This window comes from Luteimicrobium subarcticum (assembly GCF_002798015.1).
Taxonomy (GTDB): domain Bacteria; phylum Actinomycetota; class Actinomycetes; order Actinomycetales; family Cellulomonadaceae; genus Luteimicrobium; species Luteimicrobium subarcticum.
On record NZ_PGTZ01000011.1, the window covers coordinates 13,261 to 25,118 of the forward strand.

At 72.9% G+C, this 11,858-nt stretch carries 12 protein-coding genes and 1 tRNA gene; 6 read left to right on the forward strand and 7 right to left on the reverse strand.

Annotation, left to right across the window (positions count from 1 at the left end; all coding sequences use genetic code 11):
• Positions 1-53: 53 nt before the first annotated feature.
• Complete coding sequence (locus CLV34_RS13500; RefSeq protein WP_245859233.1) at positions 54-1,343, reverse strand: NAD(P)/FAD-dependent oxidoreductase; 1,290 nt, start codon at positions 1,341-1,343, stop codon at positions 54-56.
• 141 nt (positions 1,344-1,484) lie between these two features.
• Between CLV34_RS13500 and CLV34_RS13505 the strand changes: the two genes are divergently transcribed.
• The 4 genes from CLV34_RS13505 (at position 1,485) to CLV34_RS13515 (ending at position 4,931) form a co-directional block, all read left to right on the forward strand.
• Positions 1,485-2,312 carry a hypothetical protein gene (locus CLV34_RS13505; RefSeq protein WP_100350846.1) on the forward strand — a complete coding sequence of 276 codons (828 nt, stop codon included), beginning with the start codon at positions 1,485-1,487 and terminating at the stop codon, positions 2,310-2,312.
• A gap of 313 nt (positions 2,313-2,625) precedes the next feature.
• On the forward strand, positions 2,626-3,207 hold the full coding sequence (locus CLV34_RS16480) for a hypothetical protein (RefSeq protein ID WP_157803856.1): 582 nt from the start codon (positions 2,626-2,628) through the stop codon (positions 3,205-3,207).
• Between the two features lie 250 nt (positions 3,208-3,457).
• The gene (locus CLV34_RS16485; protein ID WP_157803857.1) at positions 3,458-4,288 is read left to right on the forward strand and encodes a DUF2510 domain-containing protein; all 831 of its coding nucleotides are present in this window, start codon (positions 3,458-3,460) and stop codon (positions 4,286-4,288) included.
• A 226-nt stretch (positions 4,289-4,514) separates the two neighbouring features.
• Positions 4,515-4,931 carry a DUF2510 domain-containing protein gene (locus CLV34_RS13515; protein ID WP_211289462.1) on the forward strand — a complete coding sequence of 139 codons (417 nt, stop codon included), beginning with the start codon at positions 4,515-4,517 and terminating at the stop codon, positions 4,929-4,931.
• A gap of 151 nt (positions 4,932-5,082) precedes the next feature.
• On the opposite strand, the gene CLV34_RS13520 is transcribed toward CLV34_RS13515, so the two are convergent.
• Positions 5,083-5,156: transfer RNA gene (locus CLV34_RS13520), tRNA-Pro, on the reverse strand.
• A 129-nt stretch (positions 5,157-5,285) separates the two neighbouring features.
• Between CLV34_RS13520 and CLV34_RS13525 the strand changes: the two genes are divergently transcribed.
• Positions 5,286-5,663 (forward strand): DUF6804 family protein, encoded by a 378-nt coding sequence (locus CLV34_RS13525; protein ID WP_100350848.1) that lies wholly within the window; start codon positions 5,286-5,288, stop codon positions 5,661-5,663.
• 20 nt (positions 5,664-5,683) lie between these two features.
• On the opposite strand, the gene CLV34_RS13530 is transcribed toward CLV34_RS13525, so the two are convergent.
• The 3 genes from CLV34_RS13530 to CLV34_RS13540 form a co-directional block, all read right to left on the reverse strand.
• Entirely contained in the window at positions 5,684-6,340 is a 657-nt protein-coding gene (locus tag CLV34_RS13530; RefSeq protein WP_211289466.1) for a CE1759 family FMN reductase, read from the reverse strand.
• 50 nt (positions 6,341-6,390) lie between these two features.
• Complete coding sequence (locus CLV34_RS13535) at positions 6,391-7,581, reverse strand: LLM class flavin-dependent oxidoreductase (RefSeq protein ID WP_100350849.1); 1,191 nt, start codon at positions 7,579-7,581, stop codon at positions 6,391-6,393.
• Between the two features lie 130 nt (positions 7,582-7,711).
• Positions 7,712-8,917 carry a Fic family protein gene (locus CLV34_RS13540; protein ID WP_100350850.1) on the reverse strand — a complete coding sequence of 402 codons (1,206 nt, stop codon included), beginning with the start codon at positions 8,915-8,917 and terminating at the stop codon, positions 7,712-7,714.
• Positions 8,918-9,069: 152 nt separating this feature from the next.
• On the opposite strand from CLV34_RS13540, the gene CLV34_RS13545 reads away from it, so the two are divergent.
• Positions 9,070-9,693: an L-threonylcarbamoyladenylate synthase gene (locus CLV34_RS13545; RefSeq protein ID WP_100350851.1), complete on the forward strand. Its 624-nt coding sequence runs from the start codon at positions 9,070-9,072 to the stop codon at positions 9,691-9,693.
• A 45-nt stretch (positions 9,694-9,738) separates the two neighbouring features.
• Here the strand turns inward: CLV34_RS13545 and CLV34_RS13550 are convergent, their stop codons facing one another.
• The gene (locus CLV34_RS13550; protein WP_100350852.1) at positions 9,739-10,311 is read right to left on the reverse strand and encodes a Dps family protein; all 573 of its coding nucleotides are present in this window, start codon (positions 10,309-10,311) and stop codon (positions 9,739-9,741) included.
• A gap of 141 nt (positions 10,312-10,452) precedes the next feature.
• A complete protein-coding gene (locus CLV34_RS13555; protein ID WP_245859234.1) occupies positions 10,453-11,850 on the reverse strand; it encodes a lipase maturation factor family protein in 1,398 nt (465 codons plus the stop codon).
• Positions 11,851-11,858: the final 8 nt, after the last annotated feature.

The following is an 11,858-nucleotide window of genomic DNA, read 5'->3' on the forward strand; positions in this document are numbered from 1 at the left end:
GCCGCCGACCGTGCGCCAGTACTCGCAGAGTGCTCAGAGGGCCCCAGGAGCCGTCAGGACGTCGGGATACGGCCTCGCAGGTCGTCCGGACCCGTCACCGACCCCGCGGCCCCCAGATCGCGCAGCAGCGCCCGTGCGGCGTCCGTGGAGTCCCACACGTTCCACAGCAGGACCCCGCGCAACCCGCCCTCCGGGCCGGAGTCCGCCGTCCCCACGTAGTACACGACCCCCGTCTCGCCCTCCGCGCCCGGGGCCCAGTCCTCCACCACGTCGAGCGACGCGTCCAGGTCGCCCACCGCCTCGTACCCCAGGTCGAACAGGTCCGACCAGAAGAACGGCGTGTGCTCGTACGGCTCCAGGTCCTCCCCGCGCGCCGCGTGCGCCATGTTCCGGCCCGCCGCCCGACCCGACACCTGCGCATGGTCGGCGTGCTCCACCCGGCGCCGCCCCAGCAGCGTGTCCGGGTACGACGCCACGTCCCCGGCCGCCAGCACCGCCGGGTCCGCCGTCCGCAGGTCGGCGCCCACCACCACGCCACCGTCGTCCTCCGACACGTCCAGGCCCGCCGCCACCGCCAGCTCCACGTTCGGCTCGATCCCCAGACCGAGCACCACCACGTCCGCCGCCAGGGTCACCGGGTCACCCGCGACCGTCACGTGCACCACCACCGGGTCCGCCCCCGTGTGCTCCAGACGCTGCGCCCGCGCCCGCGTCACCACCTCGACGCCGTGCTCCTCGAACGTCGCCTCGATGCGCCGCGCCAACGTCGGCGAGTACGTCGCCGCGCCCACCACCTCCGCCGGGGTCAGGTACGTGACCTTCGCCCCCACCATGGCCAGACCCGCCGCCAGCTCCGTCCCCACGAAACCGCCACCCACCACGACCGCCCGCCGCGGCGTCCCGTTCCCCGTCGGCTCCACCAACGACCGCAGCCGGTGGTAGTCACCCATCGTGCGGAAGTACACGACGTGCGCCCCCGGCACCGACCCCAGCTCCCGCGGCCGGCCCCCCGTCGCGAGCAGCAGCGCCCGGTACCCGTACACGTCGTCGTCGTTCGCCACGACCGTCCGCGCCTCCCGGTCCACCGACGTCACCCGGGTCGAGGTGCGCACGTCCACCCCCGGGACGTCCGCCGTCCCCAGGAACACGTCCTCCGGGTCCCGCGGGTCGTCCTCACCACCCCGCCACAGGTCCTTCGACAACGGAGGACGCTCGTACGGGGCGTCCACGTCCTCGCCCAGCACCACGACCGACCCGTCCGGGTCGACCTCCCGGATCCCGCGGACCGCGGCGTCCGCCGCCATCCCGCCACCGACGATCACGTAGTCGTAGTCGAACCGCACCGCAGCCTCCTCGCACGCACCAACCGGACCCCCACCACGCTAGGCGCGCCACCCCGCCCCCGCGCGGCCCGGACGCTGGACCACACCGCCCAGCCAGTACCCTGTCGACGTCGCCCACCCGAGAACCAGGAGACCCACCGCATGACGCGCCACCCGCGCACCCTCCCGGCACGAGCGACCATCGCCCTCGCCGGCGCAGCGCTCACCCTCACGCTCACCCTGACCGCGTGCAGCGGCACCGACACCACCCCCACCGGTGACCCCGCCGGCACCACCGCCGGCACAGCCCACGCCGCGACCCCCACCGCCACCACGCCACCCGACCCCCAGGCGTTCACCACGGCGCTCGCGGACACCGTCGCCCGCCAGACCTCCGTGCGCGTCACCGGCCCCATGGTCCAACGCGGGCAAGACCTCACCGTCCGCGCCGACCTCACCGGGCTCGGCGACCCCGACCTCGTCGCCGCCGTCACCCCCGCAGGCACCGAAGCGAGCCACGTCGTCGTCAAGGACGGCACCTTCTACCTCGACATCGGCTCCCACGTGAACCACCGCTACCTCATCGTCAAACCCGGAAAGGCGTCCAGCCCCCTGGGGGAGGGATACGGCGGGTTCGTCGACCAGATCGACCCCGCCACCCTCACCGCGGCGCTCGCGGACTCCGCCACCGACCTCGCGCCGTCCGCGACGCCGACGACGCTCGGGGGACGCCCCGTCACCGCGTGGACGCTGACCGTGACCCGCGCCGGGATGAAGAAGATCCTCACCGCCCAGGTCGGCGCCGCGTCGCTGCCGATGCTGCCCACGACCTTCGACGTCGACGTCCTCGTGGGGGACGACGGCCTGCCCGCCCGGATCCGCTGGGACGTCAAGGGCGCCAGGAACGTCTTCACGTACTCCCGCTGGGGCGCGAAGGTCTCGGTCGAGGTCCCGGCCGGAGCGCTCGACGAGCACGTCCTGTACCCCTGATCCCGGGGGCACCGGACGCTGCCCGTCGCAGGCTCGTCACGTCACAGCGTGCGGGATCACGATCGGGCCTCGGCGCTGGTCATGTGGGCCACGCGCACACCACGCTGAGCACGTGGACACACCGCACCCCGGTAGCCGGACGTCTCGTCGGCACCCGGAAGCCCCCGGAGACACACCGACGAGCGAGCGCCGGCTCCCGCGGTACCCCACGACGACCCCGCTCGCACTGGCGACGTCGGCACCCGCCCGCCAACGGATCGCCATCACGTGCGTCGTCCTCGGACCGCTGCTCCTGGCCTGCGCCCTCGGCTTCATGACCTTGGGGGGAGGGATCGGGGTGCTCGGACCGTCCGACCCGGAGACCGCGAGCGTCGGGTTCACACGGGGCGACGACGGCACGGTCCGAGTCGTCGTCGCGCGGGCGGACCAATGCCAGGCCACCCGACTCCAGCTCTACGGCGCGCCGACCGCGCAACGGCCGACCTGGGAGGCCGTCCGGACACCCACCGCCCCGCCGACGTGGGACGGCGACCTCGCCCTCGGCCAGGCACCGCCGGGATGGACGGTCATCCGGTCCACGGCGCGCTCGCCCGACCGTGCCACGCAGGTCGTCCTGGCGAACGACTGCTATGGCAGCCCCCAGGACGTTCCGACCCCGACGAGCCTCCAGGAAGAGCAGGTCGTGGCGTACGAGGACGTCCCGGCAGAGCCTGAGAAGCAGTTCCTCGCGCAGGGGACCGGCGGGTTCTCGCCGTGCGGCGACGCCTGGTTCGTGTCCGCCCTGCGTTCCGCCAAGATCGCCGCCGCTACCGGGGCGGCCGGCGTCACGGTCCTCGCGCTCGGTCTCGCGCTCCGGCCGGGGAGAGGACGCGACGCGACCATGGCGCGCCGCTGAGCGCGACGACGGACGACGACCGACGACCGACGACCAACGACGGCGCTCGCAGACAGTGAAAATACTGTGCCAAGCGCGCAAGACACCCGCGACACCGACCCGAGAAGACCAGCCCCGACGGGGGAGGGGCATCGAGCCGGCAGGCATCGCGTCACGGGTGCGTCACGCCGGAGGCGTGCGACGTCACGATCGGGCGGCGGAGTCGACCCCTCCGGGTCGAAGCCTGTGCGGCGTCCGCCACACTCACGGCGTGAGCGCTCCTGAGAGCAGTGCCCCCCGCACGTCCGGTACGAACGTTCCGCACGCGCGCCCCGTCGACGTCGGACCGCGGGCGCCGGCACGTCGCAAGCAGGTCGTCCGGATCGGCAGCCTGGTCTGCGGCATCGCTGCGAGCCTGTTCGCCGCCGGATGCCTGACGCTCGGGCAGGGGTTCGCGGCCTTCGTGCCCTCGGACCCTGCGACGGCGTCGGCAGGCTTCGCCCGCGGCGCGGACGGCGGCGTCCGGGTGCTCGTTGCGCCGGCCGACGAACGCGAGACGACCGTCATCGAGCTCTTCGCCACCGGCGAGTCCGCACGGCCGTTCTGGACGGCGACACGGACCGCTGAGGCGCGGACGACGTGGCCCTCCGATCTCCGGCTGGGGCAGGCGCCGCCCGGGTGGACGGTCACGACCACAGGGAAGCGGTCGCCGGCGACGGCGCGGGCCCTGCTCCTCTCGAACGGGTGCTTCGGCGGCGTGCAGGAGATCCCGTCCGTGACGCGGCTCGGAGCGGACGACGTCGTCGCGTACGCGGACGAGCCGGCGCTGACGCGCGAGGAGTTCCTCGCCCACGGCACCGGCGGGTACACGCCGTGCGGCGACGACGAGCGGACCGGACGGTGGGCCGTGGTCGCCCTGGTGACCGGCGGGGTCGGGGGCGCGCTTCTCGTCGTCGCCCTGGTGCTACGGGTACGGCGTCCGGTGCGCACCGGGCCACCGGGCTGGTACCCGGACCCGGCCGGCGGGCCCGACCTGCGGTGGTGGGACGGTGCGGTGTGGTCCTTGGCGACACTGCCCCGCCGCTCCCGGCGGACGTCGTGAGCGCTCTGGCCGAGCTGCCGTCGAGCACGACGGGCGCGTTCGACGGCGGTGGCCGAGCGGTCTGGTCGCGCTGCTGCTGTCTGTCGGTGGGCTCCTCCTCATCGCGGCGGGCGTCTCCACGGTGGGTGACCCGGCGGCAGCTGAGGCCGCGTTCTCGCGTGCCCAGGACGGGGCAGGGGACCGGGCGCACGGGCTCCACGTCGGCGAGGCCCCACCGGGGTTCACGGTGACCCGTGAGCTCCCGGCGGGCGTCCGACCGGTCCAGGTGGTCGCCACGAACGGCTGTTACGGCGCGTGGGACACCATCCCGGACGTGTCCCGGCTCCACCGGGGCCAGGTCGTCGCGTACGGGGTGGTCATGACGCGGGAGGAGTACCTCGGGGGAGACACCGGCTTCACCTCCTGCCCGACGGGTGATCCGAGCTCGGCGACGTTGTTGCTCGGGGGAGTGGCAGTCGGATTCGTCGGCGCGGGGACGGTGCTGGGCGTCGTCCTGCTCGGGTGGGGCAGGCGCAGCGGTGTCAGTCCCTGGCCGGGCTGGTACCCGGACCCCGCCGGCGGGCCCGACCTGCGGTGGTGGGACGGATCCGCATGGACGCCGGCGACCAGACCTGCGACGGCACGAGTGTCCGTCATCGAATAAATAGTGTGCCAAGCGCGATACACCGCGGAATCCAAGAACAAACGACAAGCACGGACGCCAGGGGGAAGGGCCGCCCGGACACAACAAAAGGACACTCGGACCTACGAATTCGTAGGTCCGAGTGTCCTCGATGTCCTGAGACATCACACGGTCGGGCTGACAGGATTTGAACCTGCGACCCCTTGACCCCCAGTCAAGTGCGCTACCAAGCTGCGCCACAGCCCGTTCCGACCCCGTGGGGCCTCGGAAATACTACCCCACGTCGGACGTCGTCCGGCACGCCGACCGCCCGGCGGACACGGGTCCCACCGAGATCGGCCGGGGTCGCGGTCGCCGGCGGATAGGGTCGGGGACGTGAGCACGCGCAACCCCGCCCCGCGTGGCGGCCGCCCGAACGACCGCTACGGAGACGACGGCACCGCCCGGCTCGCCCTCGTCCCCGGAGTGCTGGCGGCTGTCGCCGCGGTGATCGGGATCGCGTTCGAGCCGGACTCGGGCGGGATGACCGTCGTACGGTACGTCGTCGCGATCCTGGCGCTCATCATGATCGTGTTCGCCGTGCAGGCGAAGGCGTTCGTCTGGGTCGCGCCCCTCGTGGCGATCGCCGTCCTGTGGAACCCGGTGGCGCCGTTCCACTTCGGCGACGCGTGGTGGGTCGCTGCCGAGCTCGCGGCTGCCGCGCTGCTGGTCACGGTCGGCGTCCTGGTGAAGGTCCCGGACCAGCAGCGGTAGCGGCGCCCGGAGCCGGCGTCTCAGCCCGGGAACCCGCCCAGGAGCTGCTCGAACGACGGCGTCGCCGAGAACTCGTCCCGCGGTGCGGCGTCCGCGGCGACGGCACGCGCTGCCACGAGGGACGCGAGCTGGCGGCCCGCCCGTCGGATGCGGTCCGGGAGCGGCCCGCCGGTCGCGGTGTCGTCGCGGGCGTCGGCCCAGTCGTCGGTCGCGGCGAACACGGACGTCGTGGCGACGTCCGCCCGCAGGTACGTGAGCAGGGGCCGCAGGGAGTACTCGAGCGCGAGCGAGTGGCGCGCGGTCCCACCCGTGGCGCCGAGCAGCACGGGCATCCCTGTCAGCGAGTCCTTGTCGAGGACGTCCACGAACGACTTGAACAGCCCCGAGTACGTCGTGGTGAACAGCGGCGTCACGAGGATCACGCCGTCGGCGTGCGTCACGGCGTCGATCGCGTCGGCCAGCGCGCCCGTGGCGAACCCGGTGAGCATCGTGTCGATGATCGCGTGGGCGTGGTCGCGCAGCTCGACGACCTGGATCTCGGCGTCGGGTGCGCCGGGCTCGAGGTCGGCCAGCGCGGCGCGGGTCGCGTCGGCGAGGCGGTCGCCGAGGAGGCGCGTGGACGACGGCTGGCTGAGGCCGGCGGAGACGACGACGAGCCGTCGGGCGCTGATGGGCATGTTCCCTCCGTGGTTGACCGAGTCAATCGTCACATGGGTGTCGACGGTGGTCACAACGCCTCCTCGAGGAGATCCGTTCCCTCGGTGGTGTCGGCGTCCTCGGCGCGACGCCCGGTCCAGCGGTCCTCGGTGCCGCCGACGTGCGCGGCACCCTCGACGCCGGCGTCGCGCGCTGCGGCGACGCGCTGGGCGTGGCTGGGCGGGTCGGACGGGACGTGCGCGGGCCGGTGCTTGTCGGCCTCGGCGCGGAGCACGGGGACGATGTCCTCGGCGAGGATGTCGATCTGCTCCAGGACCGTCTTGAGGGGCAGCCCGGCGTGGTCGACGAGGAACAGCTGGCGCTGGTAGTCGCCGACGTCCTCGCGGAAGGCCGCGTACCGGTCGATGACCTGCTGGGGCGAGCCGACGGTGAGCGGCGTCTCGCGCGTGAAGTCCTCCATGGACGGACCGTGGCCGTACACGGGCGCCTCGTTGAAGTAGGGGAGGAACTCGTCCCACGCCTTCTGGGAGTCCTTGCGGGCGAAGAACTGGCCACCGAGGCCGACGATCGCCTGGTCGGCGGTGCCGTGGCCGTAGTGCTCGTAGCGCTCCCGGTAGAAGCGCACCATCTGCTTCGTGTGGCTCATGGGCCAGAAGATGTTGTTGTGGAGGAACCCGTCGCCGTAGTAGGCGGCCTGCTCGGCGATCTCGGGGGAGCGGATCGAGCCGTGCCACACGAACGGGGGGACGCCGTCGAGGGGGCGCGGCGTCGACGTGAAGCCCTGCAAGGGGGTGCGGAACCGGCCCTTCCAGTCGACGACGTCCTCGGTCCACAGCCGGCGGACGAGCGCGTAGTTCTCGATGGCGAGCTGGATGCCGTTGCGGATGTCCTGCCCGAACCACGGGTACACCGGCCCGGTGTTGCCGCGGCCCATCATGAGGTCCATGCGTCCGTCGCTGATCACCTGGAGCATCGCGTACTCCTCGGCGATCCGGACGGGGTCGTTGGTGGTGATGAGGGTGGTCGCTGTCGACAGGGTGATGTTCTTCGTCACGCCGGCGAGGTAGCCGAGCATCGTCGTCGGGGACGACGCGACGAACGGCGGGTTGTGGTGCTCGCCCGTGGCGAAGACGTCGAGCCCGGCCTCGTCGGCGTGCTTCGCGATGGTGAGCATGTTGCGGACGCGCTCGGTGTCGTCGGGGGTGTGACCGGTGACCGGGTCGGTGGTGACGTCGCTGACGGTGAAGATTCCGAACTGCATGTCCGCGCTCCTCGGGAGAACTCAAGATCGATGCGTTTGCATCTATCGACGCGTTCAACCGCCCGTCGGGCGGCCCTATTCCCCGACCACCAGCGTGCGCCGTCGGACGCGTCCCGTCACGCGGGACGGCTCACCCGGGCACCCCGCGACGCTGTGCCCGCGCGGCGAACTCGTCCATCGCGGCAAGGATCGCGGGCGCCTGCCACACCCGGTTGCGCCGCCCCACGGTGACGGGTGTGAGCACGCCGGCGTGCTCGAGGGCGTCGACGGCGTTGCGCGCACCGCGGTCGGACACCCCGAGCGCGGACGCGACGTGCGCGGCGTTCACCACCGGTTGCGTGAACAGGTGGTCGACGAGCCGCCACGCGGTCGAGTCCGACCGCACGGTCAGGGTGTCGCGCCAGCGGTCGCGCAGCTCGACGACCTGGGCCGCGAGCGCCCGTCCGTTCGCGACGGCGGCCCGTGCGCCGTGGGCGACCTCGGTGACGAGGGGGTCGAGGTGGCCGTCGCGGTAGGCGGTGAGGGCGTCGAAGTAGCGCTGGACGTTGCCGAGGAGGCCGGCAGAGACGGGGACCGTGGCGTGCGTGACCAGGCCGGCAGACCGCAGGACGGTGTGGATCAGGGCACGCCCGGTGCGTCCGTTGCCGTCCTCGAACGGGTGGACGGTCTCGAACTGGGCGTGCACGACGGCGGCACGCAGCAGGCCGGTGACGTCGGCGCGGCGCGCGAAGGCGCACAGGTCGTCGAGCGCGGCGGGGACCGCGTCGGCGCGGGGGGCGACGTAGTCGGCGTCGTGCGGGCTGAGGGTGCTCGCGCCGATCCACACGGCGCGGTCGCGCAGCCGTCCCGCGATCTCGGGGGCGCTGTCCTGGAGCAGCGCGCGGTGCACCGCGAGGACGGCCGCGGCGTCGAGGTCGTCGTCGAGCGCGAGTGCCTGCCGCATCGCGCGCGAGTTCGCGGCGACGACCTGCGCGTTCTCCCGCGAGGACAGCCCGAGCTCGGCCACGGCGACGTTGCGGGCGCTGGAGGTGAGGTGCTCGATCTGGGAGGACGACGCCGCCTCGGAGCGCAAGAGGACGGCGGGCATGGCGACGGGGAGGGTGGCGGACTCGGCGTCGAAGGTGAGCATGAGGGTGCTGGTGCGTTCGACGAGCTCGAGGGTGTCGCGGCTGAGGTGTGCGGCGGGGGAGAGGTCGGCGATGCGGGGGACGACGGCGGCGCGGTAGGGCCGTTCCATGCGCCGCTTCTGCCAGATGTCGAGGTGGGGCTCGATCTCGGGTGCGATGTGCCAGGGGACGCGTTCGTACGTGAGGGCGGGCCACGAGTGCGTCGTCATCCTGCAGTTCCCCCTGCGTGTCATGAAGTCTGGGATCTAGCCTTCATCAAGCATAGCCCTTATTGAAGGATAAGGCAGAGGGTTTCGTGTGTGCCGGTCGCCGTGAAGGCTCCGCCAGGACGCAGGGGCGCGTCCTCCCTAGGCTCCCTCTCATGGCGCGCTACTTCGACGTGCACCCGACGGACCCGCAGCCGCGTTCGATCGCCCAGGTCGCGGCGCTCCTGCGCGAGGACGACCTCGTCGTGTACCCCACCGACTCCTGCTACGCCCTGGGCTGCCAGCTCGGCAGCCGGACCGGGCCCGACCGCATCCGCCGCCTGCGCCACCTCGACGCGCGGCACGACTTCACGCTCGTGTGTGCCGACTTCGCGCAGCTCGGCCACTTCGTGCGGATCGACAACGCGGCGTTCCGTGCCATCCGGGCCGCGACGCCGGGTGCCTACACGTTCATCCTCAAGGCCACGCCCGAGGTGCCGCGACGGCTCGCCCACCCGAAGAAGAAGACGGTCGGCGTGCGCATCCCCGCCAACCCGGTGGCGCTGGCGATCGTCCGGGCGCTCGGCGAGCCGCTGCTGTCCAGCACGCTCCTGCTGCCCGACCAGGACGAGCCGCCCACGGACGGCTGGACCATCAAGGAGGAGCTCGACCACCAGGTCGACGCCGTCGTGGACGCGGGGGACTGCGGGACCGAACCGACGACCGTCGTCGACTTCTCGTCCGGGTACCCCGAGGTGGTACGCGTCGGGGCCGGCGACCCCGCGCCGTTCGAGGGCTGACCTCGTCGGCGCGGGGCCACCGGCCCCGGTTCGCGCGACCTGCCGTCAGGGTTCGGTGACGGCGAGCGCCTCGGCCGCCTCGGCGGCCGCGGTCTCGGTGTCCTCACCGGACGTCGACAGCTCGCCGCCGGCGTTCTCCAGGTGGGCGCGGACGAACCAGTGGAACAGCTCGAGGTCGTGCAGGTGCCCGACCAGGAGGTCGTTCGTCACGTCGTCGAGGTCCTCGGTGTCCTTGGCCGCCTTGCGGTGGTCGGAGATGACGCCCTGGTAGACCTCGTCGAGCGCACCGAGGTGCGCGATGGACGATGCGCGGCCGAGGCTGTAGTCCTTCCAGGTGCGGCCGGCGACGATCGCGTCGGGGGTGCCCTGCGGGGACACGCCGAGGGTGGCGATGCGCTCGGCGATCGCGTCCACCATGAGGCGCACGGCGTCGACCTGGGGGTCGATCATCTCGTGCACGGCGATGAAGTGCGGCCCGACGACGTTCCAGTGCACGTGCTTGAGCGTGAGGGCCAGGTCGTTCAGCGAGTTGAGTCGTTCCTGCAGGATCGCGGCGACCTTGGCGCCGTCCTCGAGGGACAGGCCGGGAACGGTGTAGGACGGCTTCGACGTGGCCATCGGTGCTCCTTCCGTGGCGCGTGCGTCGCGCCTCCCTCCCACCGTGCCCGGCCGGACCGGTCGTCGCACGGCGGAACCGGGTGCGGCGGGCGATGTTCGCAGTCAGCGAGCGCCGGCGGGTGTTGTGCCGGGCCGAGGCGCTCAGCGGGCCGCCGGCCTCCTCGTGAGCGGAGGCACCAGGTCGGTGACCGGTTCGCGGGTCCACCAGTCCCCGGTGGCGCGGTGCTCGGCGCGCGTCGTGTACCGGTAGCGGAAGAGCCGCGCCCGCACCGCGACCGGAGGGGCGCCGTCGAACGGGTCGTGCGCGAGCAGGCGCAGCGTGGGTCGGTCGGCGGCGAGCAGCCGGCCGAGGAACGTGTCGAACCACGTGTCGTCGTACCCGCGCAGGGCGAGGAACCACATGAGCCAGTCCAGCCGCAGGTGGTAGGGCGCGACCTGCCGGGGGCGCCGCCCGACCGGACCGGGCTTGCCCCGGAACACGTACTCGTGCCAGGTGCCCGCGTCACCCTGGCCCTCGACGACGACCTCGAAGCGTCGCTTCGTCATCGACCCGAACGCGCCGTACGCGTTGACGAACCGCCACCGACCGAAGCTCGCGTTCATGAGCTGCTGCGACGAGAAGAGGTTGCGCAGCGGCGGCCACGACCGGGCGACGAGCACCACCGTCACGGCGACGACGGCCACGACGAACGCGACGGGGACGTCGTGCACCGCCCCGGACGGCCCGCTGCCGTCTCCGTCCGGGCCCGTCGGCGACACCCACGGCAGCAGCCGCGCCCACGTGACGTCGTCGACCACCGCGAGCGCCAGCACCACCGCGGCCGCGTTCAGCCACGCGTAGTTGCCCGTCGTGATCAGCGCGACCTGGGTCACCAGCATCACCAGGGCGCCGACGGACGCCACAGGCTGCGGGGCGAGCAGCAGCAGGGGCGCGCCGAGCTGGGCGACGTGGCTGCCCGCGACCTCGGTGCGGTGCCACCACCCCGGCAGGTGGTGGGCGTGCCAGCTCAGCGGCCCGGGCATCGGCTGGGTCTCCTGGTGGTACTGCATCGCCGTGAGGTCCCGCCAGGACGGGTCGCCGCTGCGGAGCTTGATGAGCCCGGCGCCGAGCTCGAGGCGCAGCAGGAGCCACCGGGCGAGCACCACGACGACCGGGACCGGCACGGGGACGTCGTCCGACCCGCACCAGGCGACGAGGAACGTCAGCTCGCAGAGCAGGGTCTCCCACCCGAAGCCGTAGAACGTCTGCCCGACGGCCACGATCGACAGGTAGCCGCCCCAGCAGGCGAGCAGGACGAGGGTGGGGACCCACCACGGGCCGGCCTGGGGGAGCCCGACGACGACGCTCGCGCCGAGCACCACGCCGGTCCATGCCACGACACGCAGGAGCCGGTCGTCGTACCGCAGCCGGAACAGGCTGGGGGTGCGGTGGCGGCGCGCCAGGTGCGCGGTCCGCGCGACGTACCGGGGAACGGGCAGCAGCCCGCGCTCACCGAGCAGCGCCGGGAACTGGGCGGCGGCGGACGCGAACGCGACCACGAGCAGCG

Bases quoted from the DNA above. Each gene is read 5' to 3' on its own strand.
- CLV34_RS13505 (WP_100350846.1), top strand. From the start codon at position 1,485: ATGACGCGCCACCCGCGCACCCTCCCGGCACGAGCGACCATCGCCCTC.
- CLV34_RS16480 (WP_157803856.1), top strand. From the start codon at position 2,626: ATGACCTTGGGGGGAGGGATCGGGGTGCTCGGACCGTCCGACCCGGAG.
- CLV34_RS13530 (WP_211289466.1), bottom strand. From the start codon at position 6,340: ATGCCCATCAGCGCCCGACGGCTCGTCGTCGTCTCCGCCGGCCTCAGC.
- CLV34_RS13535 (WP_100350849.1), bottom strand. From the start codon at position 7,581: ATGCAGTTCGGAATCTTCACCGTCAGCGACGTCACCACCGACCCGGTC.
- CLV34_RS13540 (WP_100350850.1), bottom strand. From the start codon at position 8,917: ATGACGACGCACTCGTGGCCCGCCCTCACGTACGAACGCGTCCCCTGG.
- CLV34_RS13545 (WP_100350851.1), top strand. From the start codon at position 9,070: ATGGCGCGCTACTTCGACGTGCACCCGACGGACCCGCAGCCGCGTTCG.
- CLV34_RS13550 (WP_100350852.1), bottom strand. From the start codon at position 10,311: ATGGCCACGTCGAAGCCGTCCTACACCGTTCCCGGCCTGTCCCTCGAG.